This is a genomic window from Sulfitobacter sp. TBRI5, assembly GCF_051013555.1.
Classification (GTDB): Bacteria; Pseudomonadota; Alphaproteobacteria; order Rhodobacterales; family Rhodobacteraceae; genus JL08.
The window spans coordinates 194,393-218,032 of sequence record NZ_CP112884.1 but is presented as its reverse complement, the minus strand read 5'-3'; the positions used below and the strand labels follow the sequence as shown (position 1 = coordinate 218,032).

Annotated in this window: 32 protein-coding genes and 1 other RNA gene; 23 read left to right on the top strand and 10 right to left on the bottom strand. The window is 58.4% G+C overall.

All coding sequences use genetic code 11. The features are described 5' to 3' along the window. Positions 1–100: 100 nt before the first annotated feature. A complete protein-coding gene (locus OLX72_RS01180) occupies positions 101–982 on the bottom strand; it encodes a pseudouridine synthase (RefSeq protein ID WP_433989603.1) in 882 nt (293 codons plus the stop codon). Between the two features lie 61 nt (positions 983–1,043). Here OLX72_RS01180 and OLX72_RS01175 point away from each other — a divergent pair, with 61 nt between their 5' ends. Next, positions 1,044–1,499, top strand: coding sequence for a nucleoside deaminase (locus tag OLX72_RS01175; RefSeq protein ID WP_114869253.1), 456 nt, complete (start codon positions 1,044–1,046; stop codon positions 1,497–1,499). Positions 1,500–1,515: 16 nt separating this feature from the next. On the opposite strand, the gene OLX72_RS01170 is transcribed toward OLX72_RS01175, so the two are convergent. After that, positions 1,516–1,716 (bottom strand): hypothetical protein, encoded by a 201-nt coding sequence (locus OLX72_RS01170; protein WP_433989602.1) that lies wholly within the window; start codon positions 1,714–1,716, stop codon positions 1,516–1,518. A gap of 307 nt (positions 1,717–2,023) precedes the next feature. Here OLX72_RS01170 and OLX72_RS01165 point away from each other — a divergent pair, with 307 nt between their 5' ends. Beyond that, positions 2,024–2,176 carry a hypothetical protein gene (locus OLX72_RS01165; RefSeq protein ID WP_162797918.1) on the top strand — a complete coding sequence of 51 codons (153 nt, stop codon included), beginning with the start codon at positions 2,024–2,026 and terminating at the stop codon, positions 2,174–2,176. A gap of 76 nt (positions 2,177–2,252) precedes the next feature. On the opposite strand, the gene OLX72_RS01160 is transcribed toward OLX72_RS01165, so the two are convergent. Further along, positions 2,253–2,945 carry a metal-dependent hydrolase gene (locus OLX72_RS01160; RefSeq protein WP_114872114.1) on the bottom strand — a complete coding sequence of 231 codons (693 nt, stop codon included), beginning with the start codon at positions 2,943–2,945 and terminating at the stop codon, positions 2,253–2,255. A 172-nt stretch (positions 2,946–3,117) separates the two neighbouring features. Here OLX72_RS01160 and gatC point away from each other — a divergent pair, with 172 nt between their 5' ends. The 7 genes from gatC to rpmG all read left to right on the top strand — a co-directional run bounded on the left by gatC (position 3,118) and on the right by rpmG (position 7,631). Next, positions 3,118–3,405, top strand: coding sequence for an Asp-tRNA(Asn)/Glu-tRNA(Gln) amidotransferase subunit GatC (gene gatC / locus OLX72_RS01155; RefSeq protein WP_114869254.1), 288 nt, complete (start codon positions 3,118–3,120; stop codon positions 3,403–3,405). Beyond that, positions 3,405–4,892, top strand: coding sequence for an Asp-tRNA(Asn)/Glu-tRNA(Gln) amidotransferase subunit GatA (gene gatA / locus OLX72_RS01150; protein ID WP_433990421.1), 1,488 nt, complete (start codon positions 3,405–3,407; stop codon positions 4,890–4,892). The genes gatC and gatA overlap by 1 nt, the downstream gene beginning before the upstream one ends. A 46-nt stretch (positions 4,893–4,938) precedes the next feature. After that, a complete protein-coding gene (locus OLX72_RS01145) occupies positions 4,939–5,640 on the top strand; it encodes a hypothetical protein (protein WP_433989601.1) in 702 nt (233 codons plus the stop codon). Continuing rightward, positions 5,601–6,302 carry an N-acetylmuramoyl-L-alanine amidase gene (locus OLX72_RS01140; protein ID WP_114869256.1) on the top strand — a complete coding sequence of 234 codons (702 nt, stop codon included), beginning with the start codon at positions 5,601–5,603 and terminating at the stop codon, positions 6,300–6,302. The genes OLX72_RS01145 and OLX72_RS01140 overlap by 40 nt, the downstream gene beginning before the upstream one ends. Before the next feature lie 72 nt (positions 6,303–6,374). Then, complete coding sequence (locus OLX72_RS01135) at positions 6,375–6,878, top strand: aggregation factor core (RefSeq protein WP_433989600.1); 504 nt, start codon at positions 6,375–6,377, stop codon at positions 6,876–6,878. 59 nt (positions 6,879–6,937) lie between these two features. After that, positions 6,938–7,331, top strand: an RNA gene (gene rnpB, locus OLX72_RS01130) — RNase P RNA component class A. 132 nt (positions 7,332–7,463) lie between these two features. Continuing rightward, on the top strand, positions 7,464–7,631 hold the full coding sequence (gene rpmG, locus OLX72_RS01125) for a 50S ribosomal protein L33 (protein WP_007814563.1): 168 nt from the start codon (positions 7,464–7,466) through the stop codon (positions 7,629–7,631). Positions 7,632–7,758: 127 nt separating this feature from the next. On the opposite strand, the gene OLX72_RS01120 is transcribed toward rpmG, so the two are convergent. Further along, entirely contained in the window at positions 7,759–8,151 is a 393-nt protein-coding gene (locus tag OLX72_RS01120) for a GFA family protein (protein ID WP_114869258.1), read from the bottom strand. A 190-nt stretch (positions 8,152–8,341) separates the two neighbouring features. On the opposite strand from OLX72_RS01120, the gene OLX72_RS01115 reads away from it, so the two are divergent. Continuing rightward, entirely contained in the window at positions 8,342–8,635 is a 294-nt protein-coding gene (locus OLX72_RS01115; protein WP_114869259.1) for an antibiotic biosynthesis monooxygenase family protein, read from the top strand. A 5-nt stretch (positions 8,636–8,640) separates the two neighbouring features. After that, complete coding sequence (locus OLX72_RS01110; RefSeq protein WP_433989599.1) at positions 8,641–9,114, top strand: GFA family protein; 474 nt, start codon at positions 8,641–8,643, stop codon at positions 9,112–9,114. A 122-nt stretch (positions 9,115–9,236) separates the two neighbouring features. On the opposite strand, the gene OLX72_RS01105 is transcribed toward OLX72_RS01110, so the two are convergent. The 4 genes from OLX72_RS01105 to OLX72_RS01090 form a co-directional block, all read right to left on the bottom strand. Beyond that, positions 9,237–9,653 (bottom strand): VOC family protein, encoded by a 417-nt coding sequence (locus OLX72_RS01105; protein WP_114872116.1) that lies wholly within the window; start codon positions 9,651–9,653, stop codon positions 9,237–9,239. A 114-nt stretch (positions 9,654–9,767) separates the two neighbouring features. After that, the gene (locus OLX72_RS01100) at positions 9,768–10,133 is read right to left on the bottom strand and encodes a hypothetical protein (RefSeq protein WP_162797919.1); all 366 of its coding nucleotides are present in this window, start codon (positions 10,131–10,133) and stop codon (positions 9,768–9,770) included. Positions 10,134–10,254: 121 nt separating this feature from the next. Then, the gene (locus OLX72_RS01095) at positions 10,255–11,031 is read right to left on the bottom strand and encodes a Bax inhibitor-1/YccA family protein (RefSeq protein WP_114869262.1); all 777 of its coding nucleotides are present in this window, start codon (positions 11,029–11,031) and stop codon (positions 10,255–10,257) included. A gap of 201 nt (positions 11,032–11,232) precedes the next feature. Further along, positions 11,233–11,454 (bottom strand): DUF1127 domain-containing protein, encoded by a 222-nt coding sequence (locus OLX72_RS01090; protein WP_162797920.1) that lies wholly within the window; start codon positions 11,452–11,454, stop codon positions 11,233–11,235. Positions 11,455–11,581: 127 nt separating this feature from the next. Here OLX72_RS01090 and OLX72_RS01085 point away from each other — a divergent pair, with 127 nt between their 5' ends. Next, complete coding sequence (locus OLX72_RS01085) at positions 11,582–12,460, top strand: LysR family transcriptional regulator (RefSeq protein ID WP_114872118.1); 879 nt, start codon at positions 11,582–11,584, stop codon at positions 12,458–12,460. A gap of 18 nt (positions 12,461–12,478) precedes the next feature. Here OLX72_RS01085 and OLX72_RS01080 read toward each other — a convergent pair whose 3' ends face one another. Further along, complete coding sequence (locus OLX72_RS01080; RefSeq protein ID WP_433989598.1) at positions 12,479–13,438, bottom strand: NADPH:quinone oxidoreductase family protein; 960 nt, start codon at positions 13,436–13,438, stop codon at positions 12,479–12,481. Positions 13,439–13,775: 337 nt separating this feature from the next. On the opposite strand from OLX72_RS01080, the gene OLX72_RS01075 reads away from it, so the two are divergent. The 4 genes from OLX72_RS01075 (at position 13,776) to OLX72_RS01060 (ending at position 16,910) form a co-directional block, all read left to right on the top strand. Beyond that, on the top strand, positions 13,776–14,150 hold the full coding sequence (locus OLX72_RS01075; protein ID WP_114869264.1) for a helix-turn-helix domain-containing protein: 375 nt from the start codon (positions 13,776–13,778) through the stop codon (positions 14,148–14,150). Between the two features lie 76 nt (positions 14,151–14,226). Further along, entirely contained in the window at positions 14,227–15,018 is a 792-nt protein-coding gene (gene hisN / locus OLX72_RS01070; protein WP_433989597.1) for a histidinol-phosphatase, read from the top strand. Positions 15,019–15,146: 128 nt separating this feature from the next. Then, positions 15,147–16,481, top strand: coding sequence for an 8-oxoguanine deaminase (locus OLX72_RS01065; protein ID WP_433989596.1), 1,335 nt, complete (start codon positions 15,147–15,149; stop codon positions 16,479–16,481). A gap of 3 nt (positions 16,482–16,484) precedes the next feature. Continuing rightward, entirely contained in the window at positions 16,485–16,910 is a 426-nt protein-coding gene (locus OLX72_RS01060) for a CAP domain-containing protein (protein WP_433989595.1), read from the top strand. A 5-nt stretch (positions 16,911–16,915) separates the two neighbouring features. Here the strand turns inward: OLX72_RS01060 and guaD are convergent, their stop codons facing one another. Next, the gene (guaD, locus tag OLX72_RS01055) at positions 16,916–18,214 is read right to left on the bottom strand and encodes a guanine deaminase (RefSeq protein WP_433989594.1); all 1,299 of its coding nucleotides are present in this window, start codon (positions 18,212–18,214) and stop codon (positions 16,916–16,918) included. 134 nt (positions 18,215–18,348) lie between these two features. On the opposite strand from guaD, the gene mgtE reads away from it, so the two are divergent. From mgtE to OLX72_RS01020, 7 genes are all read left to right on the top strand, one after another. Further along, positions 18,349–19,734, top strand: coding sequence for a magnesium transporter (mgtE, locus tag OLX72_RS01050; protein WP_433989593.1), 1,386 nt, complete (start codon positions 18,349–18,351; stop codon positions 19,732–19,734). Beyond that, positions 19,731–20,288 (top strand): 5-formyltetrahydrofolate cyclo-ligase, encoded by a 558-nt coding sequence (locus tag OLX72_RS01045; protein ID WP_433989592.1) that lies wholly within the window; start codon positions 19,731–19,733, stop codon positions 20,286–20,288. The genes mgtE and OLX72_RS01045 overlap by 4 nt, the downstream gene beginning before the upstream one ends. 125 nt (positions 20,289–20,413) lie before the next feature. Beyond that, positions 20,414–20,680, top strand: coding sequence for a PepSY domain-containing protein (locus tag OLX72_RS01040; RefSeq protein WP_433989591.1), 267 nt, complete (start codon positions 20,414–20,416; stop codon positions 20,678–20,680). 68 nt (positions 20,681–20,748) lie between these two features. Next, positions 20,749–21,273: a cytochrome b/b6 domain-containing protein gene (locus OLX72_RS01035; RefSeq protein ID WP_433989590.1), complete on the top strand. Its 525-nt coding sequence runs from the start codon at positions 20,749–20,751 to the stop codon at positions 21,271–21,273. Positions 21,274–21,285: 12 nt separating this feature from the next. Further along, on the top strand, positions 21,286–21,795 hold the full coding sequence (locus tag OLX72_RS01030) for a helix-turn-helix transcriptional regulator (protein ID WP_433989589.1): 510 nt from the start codon (positions 21,286–21,288) through the stop codon (positions 21,793–21,795). 63 nt (positions 21,796–21,858) lie between these two features. Then, positions 21,859–22,671 (top strand): TIGR00282 family metallophosphoesterase, encoded by an 813-nt coding sequence (locus tag OLX72_RS01025; RefSeq protein ID WP_433989588.1) that lies wholly within the window; start codon positions 21,859–21,861, stop codon positions 22,669–22,671. Continuing rightward, entirely contained in the window at positions 22,668–23,597 is a 930-nt protein-coding gene (locus tag OLX72_RS01020; protein ID WP_433989587.1) for a DMT family transporter, read from the top strand. Before OLX72_RS01025 ends, OLX72_RS01020 begins: the two co-directional genes overlap by 4 nt. Positions 23,598–23,640 lie beyond the last annotated feature (43 nt).

Genomic DNA, 23,640 nt, shown 5'->3' with positions numbered 1-23,640 from the left:
TCTAGGGGGAAGTACCGGTATAGATTGGCAAAAGCGGGATAACGCGCGCAATGGTGTTGGATTATGCCATTCAAACGGGCGTTTTGTGGCCCGGCTGGTCTTATCGCGTCTTGCGCGGTCTGTTTTTTTGCGGTGCACCGGTTCGGGTGCTTGCCCCTTCCGTTTCGGGTTTACCGGTGGCGCGCCTAGTGGAACTGTGACGCACGGCCTTCGGTTTTTTCTGCGCATTGCCGCTGTCATCCGCGTGATCCAGCCCCAACTGGTCGCGCACCACACGGCGGCGCAGTTCTTCCACGGCACCGGGTTTCAGTTGGCCCAACTGGAACGGACCATAAGATATGCGGATCAACCGGTTCACGCTTAATCCGACATCTTCCATAGCGCGCCGGATTTCGCGGTTCTTGCCTTCGCGCAGTCCGACAGTCAGCCATGCGTTCGCGCCTTGCTGGCGGTCGATCGTGACAGTCATCGGCAGAAACCTGTCCCCGTCCACATTCAAACCCTTGCGCAGCGGTTCCAGCGTGTCATCGGTTGGCCGCCCGTTGACCCGCACGCGATATTTGCGCAGCCAGCCGGTGCTGGGCAGTTCCAGTTGCCGTTTGACCGCGCCGTCATTGGTCAGCAACAGCAACCCTTCTGAATTGAGATCAAGCCGCCCGACGCTCATCACGCGGGGCAGGTCTTCGGGCAGATCATCATAAATCGTGGGGCGGCCCTGTTCGTCACGCGTGGTTGTGACCAGACCTGCAGGTTTGTGATAAAGCCAAAGGCGCGCCGGTTCAGGGGCATTCAGTGGTTTGCCATCAACGGTGATTTTGTCCGATTCCGTTACGTTCAGGGCGGCACGGTCAATTTTGGTGCCATTCACGCTGACACGACCTGCTTCGATCATACGCTCTGCTTCGCGACGCGAAGCAACGCCGGCGCGGGCCAGTACCTTGGCAATCCGGTCGCCCGGCGGGGAAGAGGAAGATTGTGTCATGAAACGGGCTTATCCGATCTGCCCCACTTGCGAAAGCGCCCATTGCGGGCCAGACAGGGGAATGGTGTTCAAATCACATATGGCGCTGGCCCTGAAGGAAGCACGTGCGGCCGCAGCGCGGGGCGAAGTGCCGGTGGGCGCGGTGATTGTCGATCCGCACGGGCAGGTTGTTGCCAGCGCAGGCAACCGAACACGCGAACTGAACGATCCGACGGCGCATGCCGAAATTCTGGTGCTGCGTGCGGCGTGCAAGGCGGCGGCCTCTGAACGGCTGGTCGGGCATGATCTGTATGTCACGCTGGAACCCTGCGCCATGTGCGCGGCCGCCATCAGCGTCGCCCGCATCGCGCGTCTGTATTACGGCGCCGCTGATCCAAAATCTGGGGGTTTGGCGCATGGTGCGCGGGTGTTTTCGCATGTGCAATGCCACCACGTGCCCGATGTTTACGACGGCATCGCTGCACCGGAATCGGAACAATTGCTGAAAGAGTTTTTCGCAAGGAAGCGGAACGGGTGATTAGCGGGCACCAGCCCTAGATCAGGAATTCCACGCTTTTGGAACACGCGATCACAACGATCGAAAACGCCGCAGTAGCGATCAGCACAGCCGGAACATCAATGAAAGGTGTTGGGCGATAGGGCACCGACAGGTCAATGTCGGCGTACGTCGCAAATGACGCTGGCTTGGACAAGGCTTTGCGACAAATGGCGAAGTACGCGGCTAACAAAGTCATACTCGAAGGCTTTCAAAACAAGAACGGGTTACAGACACAAACAACACGCGGGGAACTGGTAAACAAAATATCCAACGAGCATGGGTTATTTATAAAGGGTGGGTGAAAAGTGTCAATTAGTAGACTTAAAGGTGTACGTTTTTACACTAAGGTTGGACAATTTTGCTATAAATATTTGATATTAAATGATTAAAAAGAACTTTACCAAGATGTACCTGCCCTTCGAAAAAACCCAGAAACAGTCTTATTCCGACCAAGAACCTATTCAATACTGGGGATGTTAGTAACGAGTGAGTTGGATTTTCAAATGAATGAACTGCATCGAGACGGAGAGTATGATCCCTTTGCAATCCGCAAGAAGCATACCATGACCACGCGAGAGCGTTTTGGCGAAATTGCCGAAGCAACTGTAATTGCACTGGTCGTCTGCGCACTGGTGTATCACCTTTTCCTGGGGTGATACACCGCGCCGTCCGTTTGTGGGCCGGCGCACCTGAAACCAGATACCTGTGCCGGTTGGATCCGTTTGCTTTTTCTTACAGCGCGATGGGTTGCATCACCTGCGGCTTGATCACGTCGACGTCAGGCAAGCCGTCGATCAGGACCTGCGCGGACTGTTCCAGCAAGGGAAAGGTCCGATAGTGGCAGGGGATGACGGTTTTAAAGTTGAAATACCGTTTGGCCGCATAGGCGGCCCGTTTCATATCCATCGTAAAATGCCCTCCGGCACACAAGATGCCGATATCGGGGGCGTGAATGTCAGCCATCCATTCCATATCCGCCATGATATCCGTATCGCCGGTGACATAGATCGTGTGGCCCTCTGCCGAAATCATATAGCCCGCTTCGGATCCGGCATAGACCGGCCCTGCATCACTGCCGACTGACGAAGAATGAACCGCGTTGACCATCGTTACGGCCACATCGCCCAGTTGCACGGTGCCGCCTTTGTTGAAGCCAACGGTCTCAACCCCCTCTGACGCTTCCCAATGGCTCATCAGATCGTAAATCCCGGCAATCGGAATGCCCTTTTCGCGCGCGATGACCAGACAATCACCGGTGTGATCGCCGTGGCCATGCGTCAGCAAGATATGGGTGGCATCTTGGGTTGCGGCACCGGCGTCATGGCCTTCAAACATCGGGTTTCCGGTCATCCACGGATCAATCAGCAGAATCTGGTTGCCGATTTCCATTCGAAAGCTGCTGTGTCCAAGCCATGTGATTTTCATCGTTTCCTCCTGCGGGGTTGGTGCGAACCTGACAGAACAATGAAAAATGGAATACCATCGGGATGCAAGCCGCTTGTTCGCCCATTGGGGCGCGTGGACAGGCCGGATTGGCTTGCAGCGCGCCGGACAGGGCGGTAAACGGCGCTGAACCGACACAACACAGGGGCGTTCCATGTCCATCGACGAAAACACCGCCGCGCGCGTGGCGAAACTGGCCCGGATCAAAGTCGAGCCCGAGGCGTTGCCGGCACTGGCTTCGGAATTCAACACCATCCTCGGCTTTATCGAGCAACTGAACGAGGTTGATGTCGACGGGATAGAACCGATGGTGTCGGTCACGCCCATGCACGCCCCCCTGCGCGAGGACAAGGTGACAGACGGCAACCAGCAATCCGCGGTTCTGTCCAATGCGCCGGATGCGCGCGAAGGCTTTTTTGCTGTTCCCAAGGTGGTTGAATGATGTCTGATCTGAACAAAATGGGTCTGGCGGCCGCGCGCGATGCGCTGCGCGCCAAAGAGGTCACGTCGGTCGAACTGACGCAAAGCTGTCTTGATGCAATCGATGCCGCTGACGCGCTGAACGCCTTTGTCCACAAAACGCCCGATCTGGCGCTTGAACGTGCCCGCGCCGCCGATGCGCGACTGGCCGCAGGCGATGCACCGGACATGTGTGGTCTGCCCGTTGGGATCAAGGATCTGTTCTGCACCAAGGGCGTACCGTCGCAGGCGGGCAGCCGGATCTTGCAGGGCTTTTTGCCGGAATACGAATCCACTGTCAGCCAGAACCTTGCCGATGCGGGCGCGGTGATGCTGGGCAAGCTGAACATGGACGAATTCGCCATGGGATCGTCGAACGAAACCAGCACCTATGGCAACGCGGTCAGCCCGTGGCGGCGCGGCAATGATGACGCGGCGCTGACACCGGGCGGATCATCGGGCGGGTCTGCGGCGGCTGTCGCGGCCGATCTGTGCCTGGCGGCCACCGGCACCGACACCGGCGGTTCCATCCGCCAGCCGGCAGCCTTTACCGGAACGGTCGGTATCAAGCCGACCTACGGGCGCTGTTCGCGCTGGGGGATTGTGGCCTTTGCATCCTCGCTGGATCAGGCGGGCCCGATGACCAAATCGGTGCGCGATGCGGCCATCATGCTGGGCACCATGTGCGGCCACGACCCCAAAGACAGCACATCTGCCAACCTGCCGGTCCCGGATTTCGAAGCCGCGCTGACGGGCGATATCAGGGGCAAGAAAATCGGTATTCCGAAAGAATACCGGATGGATGGAATGCCCGAAGAAATTGAAACTCTCTGGGCCGAAGGCATCGCAATGATGCGCGATGCAGGGGCCGAGATCGTCGATATCACGCTGCCGCACACCAAATACGCCTTGCCCGCCTATTACGTGATCGCGCCCGCCGAAGCGTCCAGCAATCTGGCGCGCTATGACGGGGTGCGCTATGGCCACCGCGCGACGCTGGCACAGGGCGACGGCATCACCGAAATGTATGAAAAAACCCGCGCCGAAGGCTTTGGCCCCGAGGTGCAGCGCCGCGTCATGATCGGCACCTATGTGCTGTCGGCGGGGTTTTACGATGCCTATTACAACCGCGCCCGCCGCGTCCGCGCCTTGATCAAGCGCGATTTTGAAAACGTGTTTGCCGACGGGATCGACAGCATCCTGACACCGGCCACCCCGTCTGCGGCGTTTGGTCTGGGGGAAATGGTGGATGCCGATCCGGTCCAGATGTATCTGAACGACGTGTTTACCGTGACGGTCAACCTTGCCGGATTGCCGGGCATTGCGGTGCCAACGGGGCTGAACGCCCAAGGGTTGCCGCTGGGCCTGCAACTGATCGGGCGCCCCTGGGAAGAGGCTGATCTGCTCAATTCCGCGTATGCGCTGGAACAGGCGGCAGGCTTTGTGGCCAAACCTTCGAAATGGTGGTAAATCGGGCGTCAATCAGGTGAAAACGGGTATCAGCGGGGCAGTCGGAATGCGTTCAATTCTTGCGGTGATCGTCGCAGCCACAGTGGCTGCGTGCTCTCCTCCTGTGCCCGATAGCGGCCCGGCCTCGCGCGAGGAACAGCGCGCCCGTGATGCGGCGCTGGCCAACCCCGGCCTGCCATCGCCTTATGCAATTTCCGAAGAATCCATCGCGCCGACCCCACTTGCCAGCGCGCAAACCTCGCCCAATGCGGATATTGCCGCGGAAACCACCGCCGCCCTTGCCGCGACATCGGCCAATTCCGGTGTGCCTCCGCTTGAGGCAAGCCCGTCCAATCCGCCCCCCGCGATCCTGAGCAATCCGGGCATTTCCAGCGAAAACGATTTTGCAGCCGTCAGCGCCGAGCAGACGATTGAAAGCGATGCCGAGCGTCTGGCGCAGAACCGCGCGCAATACGAGGTGATCCAGCCGACCGAACTGCCATCGCGCAGCGCCAGCACCCAGCCCAATGTGGTGGCCTATGCGCTGCAAACCTCGAACCCCAAAGGCACGCGCGTCTATAACCGTGCCGGAGCGTCGCAATCCAAATTCCAGCGCAACTGCGCCAAATACGCCTCGCCCGATCTGGCGCAGGTCGATTTCCTGAATGCGGGCGGCCCGCAGCGCGACCGCAAGGGGCTGGACCCGGATGGCGATGGCTATGCCTGTGGATGGGATCCAGCGCCGTTTCGTGCAGCGGTTGGCAACTGATCCGCGCGCCCGGCACGATATGGCGCCCGTCGCCCAATTTCGGGCCGCGCCGCGACGGTTTGCAGCCTGACCTGATCGTTCTGCATTATACGGCGATGAACAGCGCGCAGGCCGCGCTGGACCGGCTGTGTAACCCCGATTGCGAAGTCTCGGCGCATTATCTGATCGGCGCGGATGGCAGCATCACCCAGATGGTCGAAGAATCCATGCGCGCCTGGCATGCCGGGGCCGGAGAATGGCAGGGGCGGGGGGACGTCAATTCGCGCTCCTTCGGGATCGAACTGGACAATGACGGGGCAACGCCCTTTGCCGCTGCGCAGATGGACGCGCTTGAACACTTGCTGCCCGTGCTTATGAAACGCTGGGCCATTCCGGCAGCCGGCGTTATCGGTCATTCGGATATGGCCCCGGGCCGCAAGGCAGACCCCGGCCCGAAATTCGACTGGCAGCGTCTGGCCCGTCAGGGGCTGGCCGCACAAGCGGGCATGCAGACCAGCGCGCCGGATGCAGAACAGTTTCGCAAGGCAGCGCAGCGGATCGGCTATACGTCCGATATCGCCGATGATCTGTTGCTTGAAACCGTCCGCTTGCGCTTTCGTCCGGGCGCGTCGGGGCCGCTGTGTTCAGACGACATGCGTGTTGTGTCAGTTGGAAACGCTTGACACGCGGTTGATTTATCGCCGCGCCGCACCAGTTTTCCGGTCAGTCAGAAACTCACAAGCCGGACGTATGAGATGAAAACTATAACAGGAGCAGTCATAGGCGCGCTGTTGGCCACACCGGTGGTTGCGGACGTGATCGTGCGCTTTGACGAAGGCGCGCCGACCGACAGATTCACATTTATGTCGACAGATCACTGCCTGAACGGCCCCATTGGGCTGACGGTCGATTTGTCCGGTTCGCTTGCGGGGTTGATTTTTGATGTCACCCCGGCAGGGGCCGGAGTCGACGTGTTCCAGCCTTTCGTTCTGGTCGCCGGACAAGACCTTGTGTCGTCCCTGCCCGAGGTGCGCGATGGCGACACCGTCCTGAACATCGGGTTAAAGAACATGATCGCGAACCAGCCCGTGGCGTTCACCATAGACGTGGACGACACAACCGGCGGACGCGAAATTACGGTCAGTGATGCGGAAATCAGCGGTGCCACTGTGACGCTGACACGCGATGGTATGGATTTTGCGGCGGTTTTTTCGGATCAGGCGACGGCCCTGATCGAAACACCGGCCTGCACTTCGTGATCGCCATGCACAGACCGGGGATTGACCGGACGCCCGCCACTGCCTAAGTGCGGTTCTGCGCGGAGGGCTGGATGGCCGCGGGCGGGGCAACCCGTCCGAGGAAAGTCCGGACTCCCTAAAGCAACGGTGCCGGGTAACACCCGGGCGGGGCAACCCGACGGACAGCGCCGCAGAAATGAAACCGCCTTTCCCCGGAAAGGTAAGGATGAAACGGTGGGGTAAGAGCCCACCGCACCGCTGGCAACAGGGGTGGCACGGCAAGCCCCACCGGGAGCAATGCCAAATAGGACCCTTGCGCGGGCTGGTCGGGCAACCGATACCGCCGCAGGCCGCTTTAGCCGGAAGGGTCGGGTTGGCAGCTAGAGGTGCCGTGGCAACACGGCATCAAGAGGAATGGTCATCCATCCGCGTTCGCGCGGGGGACAGAATCCGGCTTACAGGCTCTCCGCGCGTTTTTTTAAGGGGTTTGTGCGGTTATGCGCGCAGCCCATCACGTTTCAGGGTTGACTCGGACCCGCGCCTGCGTAAAACGCGGGCTTCATACGAATTTACCCGGTGGCAATGCCCCGGCGCAGGAGTGTTATCATGGCGAAGCCAACCACAATCAAAATCCGCCTGAATTCGACTGCGGGCACAGGCCATTTTTATGTGACCAAGAAAAACGCACGCACCATGACTGAAAAGATGGTTGTGCGCAAATATGACCCCGTGGTCCGCAAGCATGTCGAATACAAAGAAGGCAAAATCAAATAAGCCTTTCCGAAACCGGACAGTGTAGACAAGGCCATGCAGACATCCTGCGTGGCCTTTTTGTTTGTGCCTTGCGATTGTTTGGTGCGGTTTTGGCAGCCCCGACAGCCCCGTCAGCAGGGCCGCACCCTTATTGCGCGTTGATGATCGACGTTCTGTCCCAGGATTGCGCCGCATCTGAATAAATCGATTTATCCGGAGTGTATCTTGCCGGATCATCCAGCGAAGAGGCATGGACATAAATCCGGCCGCTTGCGCGTTCACTACGCCGGGTAAGCTGGGATCCGCACCTGGGGCAGAACCCGGTATAAGTCGACTGACCGGAACCACCACGCATTTCATAGGTTCTGTACTCTTCACTGACTGAAAACGAACCCAGATCAAGCTGCATCATCTCGGCATGTCCCGAACCTGTCAGCTGCTGGCAATCACGACAATGGCAGCGGAACATGGGCGCATCCGCTTGAACGCCCTCGTAGCGGACCAAACCGCATTTGCATCCACCGGTTACGCGTTCCGTCATTCCGCAATCTCCGTTTTCCGGAACCTAACACGGAACATCCGAAATGTCAGCTTGGCCTGCCGCGCAGCCGTGGCGGTATCACACGGCAAATGGCAGGCCATGGGCTGATTGCAGATTTTTTGCCTGTGATGTGCTACACTGGTTTATGAGGCAGTCATTCGGCAAGAGCCCAAGGAAAAGGGGCTTTGGCATGATCATGCGCATTTTTCAGGTTGTAACGAAACCTGGTAAAGAAAAAGAGTTCAGCTCTTTCTTTCACAACACGGCCATTCCTTTGATGCGCCAAACAGACGGGATTGTGCAGGTGCTGCCAGGTGCTCCGCATTCTGCCACACCAAGGGAATTCAGCTTCGTGATGGTGTGGAAAGATCTCGCGTCACTCAAAGCTTTCGTCGGCGAAGATTACCAAAATGCCCATGTAGATCCTGCGGAAGCTGAACTGGTCGAATCCAGATCAATCAAACATTACAATCTCGTGGAGTGAATCGAATGATACATAAAGAGCATTCGGGAAGCTGTGGTTGTGGGAAAGTGGCCTACAAAATGACAAGCAATCCGATGATTGTGCATTGCTGTCACTGTAAGGAATGCCAAAAGCAAACCGGGGCAGCATATGTATTGAACGCGATCATCGAAGCTGACCGCGTGATCTGCGAGGGCGCTACGACCGAACACACCCTCCCCACGCCAAGTGGCAAAGGGCAGGTCATTACCAGATGTGCAAGCTGCGGAACCGCTGTCTTCAGCAGCTATTTGGTCAGACTGGGCAAGTTGACGTATGTCCGTGTCGGCACTTTGGACGACCCGTCTAGGTGTCCACCGGATGTTCAAATCTTCACGTCGAGCAAACAGCCTTGGGTTCCATTGCACCCGGACATTCCCAGCTTTGATGAATTTTACAAGTTTGAGGACGTTTGGTCTGGATCGTCTCTCAAGCGGTGGAACAAAATCTTCGGTGGTTGAATTCGAAACCGGTCTTTGCTTCGCCCAGCACCCCCGTCCTCTGCGCAAATGGCAGCTTATGACGGGTCAGAGTCCACTGTACCGGATGCCGCAAGCCGCACCAAAGTCAGCAATGTCCGGTATCAATCGTCGCGTCCGGGTTCATCGGGATTATCGCAGAACAGTGCGATCTTGTTTCCATGCGGGTCGCGAAGATAGCCAACGTAAAAGTGCGGGCCGTACGAAGCACGGAAATCAGGCTGGCCTTCGTCAACTCCACCAGCGGCAAGTGCTGCGGCGTGAAGCTCACGCACTTTGACTTGGCCGGGTACTTCAAATGCCACCATAGACCCATTCCCGGATGAAGCAGGGGCACCGTTGAAGGGGGCTTTTACATAGAAATCGGGTGAAGTCGGCTTTTGACCCGGTTGTGCCGGTGGAATGTAACTCAAATCTCCTTGGTATTCTTCAAGGCTATAGCCGAGGGCGGGCAGGAAGGCAGAATAAAAGCGTTCCGCACTTGCCAAGTCATCTGCGCCAACGGTGACATAGGCAATCATAAAGCACATTCCTTCATTCAAGAGTTGGGCCAGTGCTCGGGAAATAGGTTAAGATTGCGCCTTTGTCATCCGTTCGCAAAACTGCCCTCTGCGAATATGACAGCCGGTGACCGGTCAGGAATCGGGACCCTTGTCAGGGGGGCGCTGATCAAAGTTGATTTTGGGGGCAATGGCCCCTTTCAGAAGGGCGACAATTGCGCCGGTCAAAGCGCCGATCTTCAATCCGGATTGCGCCGAAATCCCCAGAAAATAGCTTGCAATCAAACCCAAGACAGCACCGATGCAGACGCCGATTGCAAGCGACTTCAAGTCATTGATGAACTTTTCAAGGAAGCCTCGCTTGAGTATTGGCAATGCCTCCTCTGACTTGTCGTTTCGATCTTTCAATTGGCAATCTCCCGGTGAATGGCCGTTGGGTTCAAGAAACCTTGAAATAATGGCGTTTCCGAGGCGAAAAACGTTTCTGACACTGGTCCCCAAGGTCAGGGACTTCGACCGAAACCCGGAAGCCGCAAATGCCCGGCGCAGGATGTGTGGTGTTACAGAACGAAAAAGGGCCAGCGTTTCGGCTGGCCCTTGTCGTGTCGGATATCAGGTGACGTTATTCGCGGTTGCCGAACAACTGCAGCAGCATCATGAACATGTTGATAAAGTTCAGATACAGGCTCAGCGCGCCCATGATGGCGGCCTTGCCCAGCCATTCAGAATCGCCATGTGCGGCGTGGGCCACATATTCGGTTTTGATACGCTGCGTGTCATAGGCCGTAAGACCGGCAAAGATCAGAACACCGATGGCGGAAATCGCATACATCATCGGGCCCGACTGCAGGAACAGGTTCACGATCGACGCGATGATCAGACCGATCACGCCCATGATCAGGAATGTACCCCAACCGGAAAGGTCTTTCTTTGTGGTGTAGCCATACAGCGACAGGCCGGCAAAGGCGATCGACGTGATCAGAAAAATCTGCGCGATCGAATATCCGGTGAATACCAGAAAGATCGAGCTGATCGAAACGCCCATAACGGCAGCAAACGCGTAGAACGTGGTTTGCGCAGTCGCTGCGGACATTTTGTTGATCATTGCGCTAAGCCCAAAAACAAAGGCCAGCGGAGCGAACATCACAACCCATTTGAGCGGCGACAGGTACAGGGCGGCGCCCAGCGATGTCAGGTATTTGTCAGGGCCGATCTGTGCGGCGGCGGCGCTTGGGTCGGCGGTGACGGCCAGACCGGAAATCGCCCATGCCGCAGCGAAGGTGATCAGCATGCCTACGGACATCGTGCCGTAGACCTTGTTCATATGCGCGCGTAGACCCGCATCAATATCAGCGGCGACGGAACCGGCCGCTGTCCGGATTGTGTTCAGTTCAGCCATTTGGAACCTCCAAGTAAGACACATCAGCGGTGCCGGACACACTCCGACCGCATTGCTTGTCAGATATTGGGGGTCTGCACCGGCTTTTCAAGCGTTTTCGGGGCCAAACCTGCGCAAAATTGTCAGAAAAGACCCACAACCGTTGCGAGAATGGTGCATGACGGGGGATTTCCCCCGTCATGGGCCGAAATGGCAGATGATTCAGGCGCACCAGTTTTGTGGCGCGTCCCAGATCGGACGACGGGCTTCGGCCTGCGCCTGCTTGCGGCTGATGCCGATGTCGTTCAGGGCATCGATGTCCAGATCGCGCAGAACCTGACGCTGCCGCCATGTGTCGTACATACGGCGCAGGAAAGTCGCGCCAGACGCGCTGGAAGAGCGGGCAAATCCGGTGGGGCGGTGCAGAGCGTGTGAAAAGGTCATTTCCACTGTCCTTTCATTCATTCGGAATATTTCATCGGGGTTTCATCAAATTACTTGATCTATATGGCAAGCCGTGCTTCATTTTAAAAACGAATGTTTGTGACGACATTGATCAAGGATTGTGATGATGCGAAATCTGGATGTAACGACTCTGCGGTCTTTCGTGGCTGTGGCAGATACTGGCGGTGTTACGCGGGCTGCGGGGTTCCTGCATCTGACGCAATCTGCCGTGTCGATGCAGCTCAAGCGATTGGAAGACATGCTGGGGCTGGACCTGCTGGACAGATCGGGGCGCACCGTGGCGCTGACCGCATCGGGGGAACAGTTGCTGACCTATGCACGCCGCATGGTTTCCCTGAATGACGAGGTGATCACCCGCCTTACCGATCAGGCGTTCGAAGGCGCAATTACAATCGGCGTGCCGCAGGATATCGTCTATCCGGCCATTCCCCGCGTGCTGCAACAGTTCAATGTCGCGTTTCCGCGTGTGCGCGTGCAACTGGTCACCACGTTTACCCGCAGCCTGAAAGAAGAATTCGCCAAGGGTGAGCTTGACCTGATCCTGACCACCGAAAACGATGCAGTGGCCGAGGCAGAAACCATTGCCGAACGCCCCTTGCGCTGGATCGGCGCGCCGGGCGGGTCTGCATGGCGCCAGCGCCCGTTGCGCATCGCGTTCTGCCGGTACTGCACATTCCGCCCGCGGGTGATCGAGGCACTGGACGGGGCGGGTATCAACTGGGAAATGGCGGTCGATACGGAATCCGATCGCACCATCGAAGCAACAGTGACGGCCGATCTTGCCGTGCATTCCGTGATCGAAGGCACCGAACCCGGCCACCTCACGCAGATCGACCATGGCGGCGTGCTGCCGGACCTGCCTGTGCAAAAGATCAACCTTTACGGCGCGGATGAACGCAAGGGCGAAGTCATCAATGCGATGGCCGGCCTGTTGCGCCGCGCCTTTGCAAACAGCGAACCAAACGCAAAGCTGCGCGCAGTCTAGTCAGGTGCCGGTACAGGATCAGATGGTGATCACGACCTTGCCGGTCGATTTTCGCTTGCGAAAAAGCTCCATCCCGTCGGCCACCTGCGTCAGCGGCAGGGTGTGGCTGATATGCGGTTTGATCCTGCCCTGGCTGTGCCACGCCAGCAACTCGTTCAGAGACTCGATAATAACCTGCGGTTTGAACGACATGTAGCCGCCCCAGTAGAATCCCAGAACCGATATGTTTTTGACCAGCAGGTGATTGGCCGGAATTTTGGGAACGCCGCCGCTGGCGAACCCGATGGTCAGAATGCGCGCTTCCGGTTTGCACGCGCGGAATGCGGCATCAAACAGATCGCCGCCCACAGGATCATAGACCACATCCGCACCGCCAAGGGCCTTCACCTCGGCGCGCAGATCGGCGCTGCTGGTATCAATCAGGTGATCCGCCCCGGCTGCCTGCGCAATGGCAAGCTTGTCCGCGCCCCGCGCGCAGGCAATCACGGTGGCTCCCATCTGCTTGCCGATTTCAACCGCAGTCAGACCAACGCCGCCGGCCGCGCCCAGCACCAGAAGGGTTTCGCCCGGTTGCAGACGGGCGCGATACCCGAGGGCAACATGACTGGTGCCATAGGCGATCTGAAACGCCGCCGCTGTCTCAAAATCCATCGTGTCGGGCAGGGGCAACAGGCGCGATACATCGTAACACCCGTGTTCGGCCAACCCGCCCTGACCGCCAAAAACCGCCACCCGGTCGCCGATATGTGCGCCTTTGGTGTCTGGCCCCAACGCCGAAACAACGCCGGAAACCTCCATGCCCAAAGTGAACGGGGCAGGGGGCGTGTCCTGATACGTACCGCTTTGCATCAGCAGATCGGCAAAGTTCAGCCCACAGGCTTTTATGTCGATACGCACCTGTCCCGCCGCCGGTTCAGGGACCGCAATATCGGTCAGTTGCGGGCGATCTCCAATGGCGTTGATCGTGTAGGCGCGCATGGTTGAGTCCTTGATTTTTAGTGGTTTTCGGTGAATTTGGCGACGGATTGCCCTGTTTGAACAGGTCGTTTCTGCAAAAAGTTGCAGTGGTTAACAATGGCTAAACCAGTTGATTCGCACCATTATTCAGCCTCAGATTGAGTGTTTGCGCCATGCGTTCTCCTATATCGTGTGTCAAACATCTTGATATGAATTTTAAACAACGTAGAATAGAACCATGATGTGCGTAGGTGGGACGCCGTTTGTATTAAGTGTTCGTGGTTGGGACGACGAAACTCACACGCGTGAGGCCATCGCTTGTCAAGAAGTAGTGAGTAAATGAAAAGGGAGTAAATCAATGACACATCCAGTAGACGTTCACGTCGGAAAACGGGTGCGCCATCGCCGGTGGTTGGTGGGAATGACACAGCAACAACTTGCTGAACAGGTTGGGATCAAATTTCAGCAAATCCAGAAATACGAAACCGGGGCCAATCGCGTCAGCGCGTCGCGGCTTTGGGATATTGCCGATGCACTGGACGTACCGGTCAGTTTCTTTTTTGAAGGGCTGGATGCGGAACATACGGCCGCTGTCGAGGGACTGGGTTCTATGCCCGCAGACCTGATGGGTGACAAGGAAGCCCTGGATCTGGTGCGGTCGTATTACGCGATCCCCGAGAACCAGCGCCGCCGCCTGTTTGAACTGGCACGTGTTCTGAGTGACGTGGCCTGAGCACGCCGCCTTTCGGTACAATCAATCAAAATGATCCGCCCTTGCAATAATGCAGGGGCGGTGTCAGATCGTGCGCATGACGCATTGTGATAGCGAATTGCTGGACGTGGCTCTGGAACTGGCCGATGCCGCGCGCGCCGCGATCCTTCCGCATTTCCGGCGTCATGACCTGCAATCGGACAACAAAGACAGTGCAGGGTTCGATCCTGTCACCATTGCCGATCGCGAAAGCGAACAGGCGATGTGCGCCGTTCTGGCCCGCCTGCGACCGCAAGATGCCATTCTGGGCGAAGAATTCGGCGCGACGGCGGGCACCTCTGGTCTGACCTGGGTGCTTGATCCGATTGACGGCACACGTGGTTTCATCAGCGGTACGCCGACATGGGGCGTTCTGATCGCCGTGTCTGATGACAACGGCCCGCGTTTGGGTGTGATCGACCAGCCCTATATCCGCGAACGGTTTGTCGGTGGCGCGGGGCAGGCCTTTGTCGATGGTCCGGGCGGCCGTCACCCGATTTCCACACGCCCTTTTCGCCCTTTGAACAAGGCGACACTGTTCACCACCTTTCCCGAAGTCGGTTCCCGCCCCGAGCGCGACGGGTTCGAAGCTGTGGCGAGACAGGCCAATCTGGTGCGCTATGGCATGGATTGTTATGCCTACGCCCTGTTGGCCGCCGGCCAGATCGATCTGGTGATCGAGGCGGGTTTGAACGCCTATGATGTACAGGGGCCGATCGGTGTTATTCTTGCCGCCGGTGGCACGGTCACAGACTGGCAGGGCAAACCGGCGCATCATGGCGGGCGCATTCTGGCTGCGGCAAATCCGGAAATTCACCGGCAGGCACTGGATATTCTGTCGGCGTTCTAGACCGGGTTGAGCGTTCGGGAACGATCGGCTAGCATTTGCCCGCATCAAGTCCTTACGCCCGTCTTCTGTTGATGCAGCTTCACACTTCAAACCGAAGCGGGCCATACGAAGTGTGAAGGATTTTTTTTATGACCGACATCACCATCATCAATGCACAGTCCATTGTGACAATGGACGACACGCGCCGCGAATTGGCCGGATGCGATATCCGGATCAGCAACGGGGTGATCACCGAAATTGGACCAAACTTGCCGCGCAGTGGCACGGTTGTGAACGCCGAATACTGTGTCGTGACCCCTGGCTTGGTCAACACGCACCACCATTTGTACCAGACCCTGACGCGTGCAGTTCCCGGTGGTCAGGATGCGCTGTTGTTCGGCTGGCTGCAAACGCTCTATCCGATCTGGGCGCGGTTCGGGCCCGATGAAATGCGCGTGTCGGCGCAGGTCGGGCTGGCTGAACTGGCGCTCAGCGGCTGCACGCTCAGCTCCGATCACCTGTATCTTTATCCCAACGGCGCCCGCCTTGAGGATACGATAGACGCCGCGCGCAGCGTCGGGCTGCGGTTTCACCCGACCCGCGGCGCGATGAGCATCGGGGTCAGCGCGGGTGGTCTGCCCCCCGATGATCTGGTCGAGGCCGAAGCTGCTATTCTGAACGATTGCATCCGCGTGATCGATGCCTTTCACGACCCCGCCGAAGGGTCGATGTGCCGCGTCGGCATTGCCCCCTGTTCCCCGTTTTCCGTCAGCCGTGAATTGATGCGTGATGCCGCGCTGCTGGCGCGGGACAAGGGCGTGATGCTGCACACACATCTGGCCGAAAATGACGAAGATATTGCCTACAGCCTTGAGAAATTCGGCTGCCGCCCGGGCCAGTACGCACAGGATCTGGGCTGGACAGGGGATGACGTCTGGCACGCGCATTGCGTCAAGCTGGACATATCCGAGATTGATCTGTTCGCGCGCACCCGTACCGGCGTGGCCCATTGCCCCTGTTCCAACTGCCGCCTTGGGTCGGGTATCGCGCCGGTGCGCGCCATGCGTGATGCCGGTGTAACGGTGGGTCTGGGGGTAGACGGATCGGCCAGTAACGATGCCGGTAATCTGGTGTCTGAGGCGCGCCTTTCGATGTTGTTGCAGCGGGTCGCCAATGGGGCCGACGCGATGAGCGCGCGTGAGGCGCTGGAGATTGCAACACGCGGCGGTGCCGACGTGCTGGGCCGACCCGACTGCGGGCGCATCGCCGTAGGCAAGCGTGCGGATATTGCCATCTGGGATGTGTCGGGCATTGAAAGCGCGGGAAGTTGGGATCCGGCAGCGCTTTTGCTGGCGGGGCCGACACGCGTCAAACATTTGCTGGTGGACGGGCGCGCGGTTGTGACGGACGGGCAGATTGCGACGCTTGATCTGCCAGCACTGATCGCCGAACAAAACATGCTGTCAATGCAATTGATGGAGTGATGGATGAAGCTTGCGATTATCGCGGTGATGACCGTGCTATGGGCCGTGTCGGGGGCTGCGAACCCACAGGCACTGGACGCACTGAATACGTATCGCACCGATAACGGGCGCGCGCCGGTGGTCTCTTCGCAGGAATTGGAACGCGTGGCACGCGCGCACGGCATGGATATGGAAAGCAAAGGCTTCTTTTCCCACACCGGCAGCAACGGGTCCGGTCTGGGAGATCGTCTGCGCGCGGGCGGGTACAGCTATTGTTTTGCTGCCGAAAACATCGCCAAGGGGCAGACATCACTGGGCGCGGTAATGAACAGTTGGGCCAAATCCAAGGGGCATCGCAAAAACATGCTGCACCGCAAGGCAACCGAATTCGGCCTGTTTCGCGCGCAAGACAACATCTGGGTGATGGTTCTGGCCACGCCGGGGTGTTGACGGGGTCAGGCGATCTGTGCGCGTTTGCCACCGATCCAGACATCGGCAATTGATCTGTCATCGCCCATCATGATGGTCGGGAAAAGCGCCTCCCACAGGTCGTCGGCGCGGGCTGCGCGCTGGGCGATGGCGGGTGTGGCGTGCAGATCAAGTACGATGATATCCGCCTCGTTCCCGGCGACAAGGTTGCCGATCTGATGATCCATATGCAGCGCCGCAGCTGATCCGGCGGTGGCCAGCCAGATCAGTTGGCCTGCATGCAGCGGTGTGCCGCGCAACTGGCCGATTTCATAGGCGGCCGCCATGGTGCGCAACATCGAAAACGATGATCCGCCGCCGGTGTCCGTGGCCAGCCCGACACGCTGGCCGCCCGCCTTCAGCCCTGCCATATCGAACAGGCCCGATCCGATGAACGTGTTCGACGTCGGACAATGCACCAGCGCGCCACCTACCTCGCGCAGGCGGTCCTTTTCGCGCTGTTCCAGATGGATCGCATGCCCGTAGAGTCCCTTGCCCCCCAGCAAGCCATGGGCTTCATAGGTGTCCAGATAATCACGGGCCTGCGGATAAAGCTCTTTCACCCAGGCGATTTCATCCACCTGTTCGCTCAGGTGGGTTTGCATCAGGCAATCGGGATGTTCGGCCCACAGCGCGCCAACCGCATCCATCTGTTCGGGCGTGGATGTCGGCGAAAACCGCGGCGTGATCGCATAGGATAAACGCCCCATCCCATGCCATTTTTCCAGCAATGCCTTGCTGTCGTCATAAGCTGATTGTGGCGTATCGCGCAGCCCGTCCGGCGCGTTGCGATCCATACAGGTCTTGCCCGTAATCACCCGCTGTCCGCGCCGCAAAGCCTCTTCAAAAAACGCATCCACGCTGGTGGGATGGATCGTGCCGAAACTGCACATTGTCGTGGTGCCGTACGATGTGGTGATATCCAGATAGCGTGCCGCAATCTCGGCGGCATAATCCGCATCCGCAAACCGCATTTCTTCGGGAAAGGTATAGCTGTTCAGCCAGTCGATCAGGCGTTTGCCCCAACTGGCGATCATGGCCGTCTGGGGATAGTGCACATGCGCATCCACAAATCCTGCCAAAATCAGTTTGTCACCGTAATCGGTAACCGGCACTTGCGGGTTTTGTGCGCGCAGGGTTTCGCCATCGCCGACCTGCTCGATTTGCCCGTCGCGCAGCAAAACGCCGCCATCGGTGTTGATGCGCGCGGCTTGCGCAACCGGAACCGCAAAGGGATCGGCATCAAAGCTCAGGGTTTGCCCCAGCAAAAGTGCGGTTGTGGTCATCTGCGTCTGCCTTTCTGTGCCACGCCAGCCTTCAAGGGAATTTGCGCAACGTGACAAGGGTGCCATTGTAAGTCCAGCACGCCTTATCCTATTGTGCGGCTACACCGTCAAACAAAGAATTGCGGGGCGCGCGAATGTCGGACGAGATCCAAAACCCGGAAGCCGAGCGCGACGAAGCCGCGTATTCGTTGGGGCGCAAGGATGTTGCTGCGATTCTCTATGCCGTGGACATAGACGACCGCGAAACGCTGACCCGGTTGATGGAGCCGCTGCACGCCGCCGACATCGCCGACCTTCTGGAACAGATCAACTCTTATGACCGGGCGCGCCTGATCCGGCTTTATGACCGCGAATTCGACGGCGAAATTCTGACCGAGCTTGATGAAAGCATCCGCGAGGAAGTGATTGCGGTTCTTAACCCGCAGATTCTGGCGGACGCGGTGCGCGAGCTGGAAAGCGACGATGTTGTCGATCTGGTCGAAGATCTGGACGAGCCTCAGCAAGAAGCGATTCTGGGCGCGCTGGACGATGCCGACAGGGTCGCGGTGCAGCAGGCCCTGTCTTATCCGGAATATTCTGCCGGTCGTTTGATGCAGCGCGAAGTTGTCATGGCGCCCGAACATTGGACTGTTGGCGAAGCTATTGATTACATTCGCAGTTCTGAACATCTGCCGGAACAATTCTACCACATTGTATTGGTTGATCCACGCATGCATCCGGTAGGCAATGTCACGCTGGGCCGTCTGATGGGATCGGCCCGCAAAGTCAAATTGCGTGACATCATGGAAGACGTTTTCCAGATCATTCCGGTGGATCAGGACGAGGGCGATGTGGCCTATGCGTTCAACCAGTACCACCTGATTTCTGCCCCCGTGATTGATGAAAACGGCCGCCTTGTCGGGGTGATCACCATTGATGACGCGATGGCCGTGCTGGATGAGGAACACGAAGAAGACATTCTGCGTCTGGCCGGTGTCGGCGAAAGTTCGTTGTCTGACAGTATTTTCGAAACCACCCGCCAGCGTCTGCCGTGGCTTGTTGTCAATCTGGGCACCGCCATTCTGGCATCGATCGTGATTGCGCAGTTCGAAGGCACGTTGCAAAGCCTTGTGGCGCTGGCGATCCTGATGCCGATCGTGGCGTCGATGGGGGGCAATGCGGGCACGCAATCGCTGACGGTTGCGGTGCGCGCCATTGCCACCCGCGATTTGACCGGCTCCAACATCTGGCGCGTGATCCGGCGCGAAGCGGCGGTGGGCCTGATCAACGGATTGGTGTTTGCGGTGATGATGGGGGTTGTCAGCCTGATCTGGTTCGGTTCGCCTGCTTTGGGGATGGTGATTGCGCTGGCCATGATCATCAATCTTCTGGTGGCGGGGCTGGCCGGTATTGCGATACCGGTTGTCATGGAACGTGTCGGCATCGATCCGGCACTTGCCTCGGGGACCTTTGTCACAACGGTGACGGATGTGGTCGGCTTTGTGGCCTTTCTGGGTATGGCTTCGATGGTGCTGTTATGACCGATCTTTCCGTGATCAAGGCGGCGGCGCGCAAAGCCGCTTTTGCCCGCCGTCAAGTGGCGTTTGACGCCGCATATCCCGGTGCCGCAGGGCATTTAAGCCAGGTTCTGGCAGGTTATCGCGGGGTGCCGCTGGCCGGATACATGGCCATGCGCACCGAAATCGATCCAACCCCCGCCATGGAAGAGGCTGCAGCCCACGGGCCGGTGTGCGTACCGGTGATCATGGGGGCCGGTAAGCGCCTGAAATTCAGCCGCTGGACACCCGATATCGCCCTGCGCGACGGCCCCTTTGGCGCCAATGTGCCCGCCGTTGATGATTTTATCGAACCCGAAATTCTGATCGTGCCGCTGGTTGCCTTTGACCGCAAAGGCGGGCGGTTGGGCTATGGCGGCGGGTTTTACGATCGCACCTTGCAAGCCTTGCGCGCCAGTCGCCCGACGCTGGCCATCGGATTTGCCTTTGCCGCACAAGAGGCTGACGCATTACCGCTGGAACCCACCGATCAACCGCTGGACCTGATCGTAACGGAACGCGGCGTGATCACGCCCTGAACCGCAGTTATAGGCGACCGGTTTCCAACTTCCGGATGATTCAGATTGCAGCGCGCCCGGCCCATATCGGGGCCGTGGCGCAAATGCGTTGCACCATGTTTGAACCCATCCCGAAAGGAAACCCAATGACCTCCCGGATTTTCAAGACCATTGCACTGTCTGCCGCTCTTGCCCTTGGTGCGGGCGCAGTTTCTGCCTCGGGCCAAGGTGTTGTTCTGACACCCGAAACCGAAGCGAAAATTCGCGCAAATCTGACCGAACAAGGCTACGAAGTGGCCAAGATCAAGATCGAAGATGGCATGTACGAAGCCTATGCTCGCAAGGACGGCAAGAAATACGAGGTATTCCTGAATGCCGAGTTGGACATCGTCAAAACCGAAATGGACGATTGATCACGCCCGAAAAAAGCGCGCCGAAGCACGTTCGGCGCGCCAAACCTCTTTTGAACAAGGAACAGTCCATGACCCGTATTCGCGTCTGGGATCCGCTGGTGCGCGTGTTTCACTGGTCGCTGGCGGCCCTGTTTATAGCCAACGCTCTGTTTGTCGATGATGACGGAAAGCTGCATATCTGGATCGGATATGCGATTGTTGCATGGGTGGCGATCCGGCTGGTTTGGGGCTTTGTCGGTACACGATACGCCAGGTTTTCAAGTTTCCCGCCCAGTTCAGGCGCTGCCGTCGCGCAGCTGACCGATATCGCAACGGGTCGCAAACGCCAGCATCTGGGCCACACGCCGCTTGGGGCATTGATGATATACAACCTGTTGCTGGCTTTGCTGGTGATCGGCCTGTCGGGTCATCTGATGACCACCGATATGTTCTGGGGTCTGGAATGGCCCGAAGAATTGCACGAAGCTTCGGTTGCATGGGCTGAGGTTTCGGTTGTCCTGCACATCGCCGCGGTGATATTCGAAAGCCGCAGATTGGGCATCAACCTTCCCCGTTCGATGGTGACGGGGTACAAGGAATTGCCAACGGAATAGGCAGGTCTGGTTTTGACGCTGAATGCGCCTTTGAAAATTCCCTACGCGCTGCTGGCTCTGGTCGCGGTCCAAATTCTGTGCGCGGCCTTTTTTACCATCGATATCATCGAGGATTACCGCACCTATGCGCATCAGGGCGCATCGATGACGCATCTTTACATCGAAGCTGTCGCAACGGCTTCGCTGGTCGCTGCGATCGTGTTCGAAATGCGGTTTGTTCTGCATCTGTTGCGCCGAAAAGCCCATCTTGAGCGCAGCGTATCTGCCGCATCAATGGCCATGTACGATGTGGTCGAGGCGCATTTTGATCTCTGGGGGCTGACCCCTTCAGAGCGCGATGTGGCCACCTTTCTGGTCAAGGGCTTCGGCATATCGGAAATTGCGCAGTTGCGCGGAAGTGCCGAAGGCACGATCAAGTCGCACCTGAACGCGATTTACCGCAAGTCGGGCGCAGGCAACCGGGGCGAATTGCTGAGCCAGATCATCGACTCGGTCATGGGCGATGCAAAGGCCCCCGCCTGAACCGCTGTTAGAGGATGCAGCTTTCTATTGCTCTTGTCAGTCCCCCGCCCTAGGACGGGCGACATGAGATGTTTGTTTCTGGGTGACGTTATGGGCCGCGCCGGGCGCGCGGCAGTGTCGGAGCATTTGCCCCGCATACGGGATGAATGGCGGCTGGATTTCGTCGTGGTGAACGGTGAAAATGCCAGCAACGGCATGGGGCTAAGTGCCGATCATGCGCGGGTGCTGTTGGCGGCGGGGGCCGATTGCATCACTTTGGGCGATCATGCGTTCGATCAAAAGGACATGCTGCAGTTCATCGAAACCGAACCGCGCATCCTGCGCCCGCTGAATTTTGCCAAATCCGCACCGGGCAAGGGGTTCCGCCTGTTCACCGCGCGGGGCGGGCGCAAGGTTCTGGTGCTGCAGGTGCTGGGGCAGGTGTTCATGAAACGCCCGTTTGACGATCCGTTTTCCGCTGTCGAGCCGGTGCTGAAATCGCACCCGCTGGGCGGTATGGCCAGCGCCGTGATCGTCGATATGCATTGCGAGGCGACATCTGAAAAGATGGCGATGGGGCATTACTGCGATGGACGCGCAAGCCTGGTGGTCGGCACCCATACCCATGTGCCCACGGCCGATGCCCAGATTCTGAACGGCGGAACAGCCTATCAGACCGATGCCGGCATGTGCGGCGATTACAATTCGGTGATCGGCATGGACAAGGGCGAACCGATGCGCCGTTTTATCACCGGTATGCCCAAGGCACGGTTTACCCCCGCCGCGGGCGAGGCAACGCTTTCGGGGGTTTTTGTCGACAGCGACGATAAAACCGGCCTTGCGCGCGAGGTGCAGATGGTCCGGATTGGCGGACGGTTGCAACAGGCCGCCCCATGACAACGCACATGCGGCTGTTTTTCATCGCCATTCTGGTTCTTCTTGGGGTGGGATGGGGCGCAACCATCCCGATGATGAAACTGGCGGTCAGCACGGGCCACCAGCATTTCGGCCTTATTTTCTGGCAATTGGTGATCGGGGCGACCCTGATGGCGGGCCTGTCACGTTTGCGCGGGCGCGGATTGCCATTGGGGCGGGCGCAGATCAAAACCTATCTGGTGATTGCGCTGATCGGGACGGTCATTCCGAATTCAGCCAGCTATCAGGCCATCGCGCATCTGCCCGCCGGTGTCATGTCGATCCTGTTGTCCCTGATCCCGATGCTGGCCTTTCCCATGGCCCTTGCCCTTGGACAGGACCAGTTCAACACCCGCCGTTTTTGCGGGCTGCTGTTCGGGCTTGCCGGTGTGATGGTGCTGATCCTGCCCGAAGCGTCGCTGCCGGACCGCAGCGCGATCTGGTGGGTTATGATCGCTGTGGCAAGCAGCATCTGCTACGCGTTCGAAGGCAATTACGTCGCCCGGTGGGGCACCGCAGGGCTGGACCCGATCGAAGTGCTGTTTGGTGCATCCGTTGTGGGCGCGCTGATCGCGCTTCCTCTGGCATTGGGCAGCGGGCAGTGGATCAATCCGTTTATCCCCTACGGTGTCGCAGAATGGGCGCTGATCGGATCATCGCTGATCCATGTGCTTGTCTATGCCGGCTATGTCTGGCTGGTGGGCAAGGCCGGTCCCGTTTTTGCGGTGCAGGTCAGTTATCTGGTGACGGGTTTTGGTGTGATCTGGTCTTTGATCGTGCTGAACGAAAGCTATTCACCCTATATCTGGATGGCGCTTGCGCTGATGTTTGCGGGCCTTTTTCTGGTTCAGCCACGGCCCAAAGCAATCCTTGCTCCGGCCAAGCCGATGGGCGACAATGCGCTGTAAAGTGATGACGGACTTTTGAAAAAAGACGTTCCGGAGCAACGGG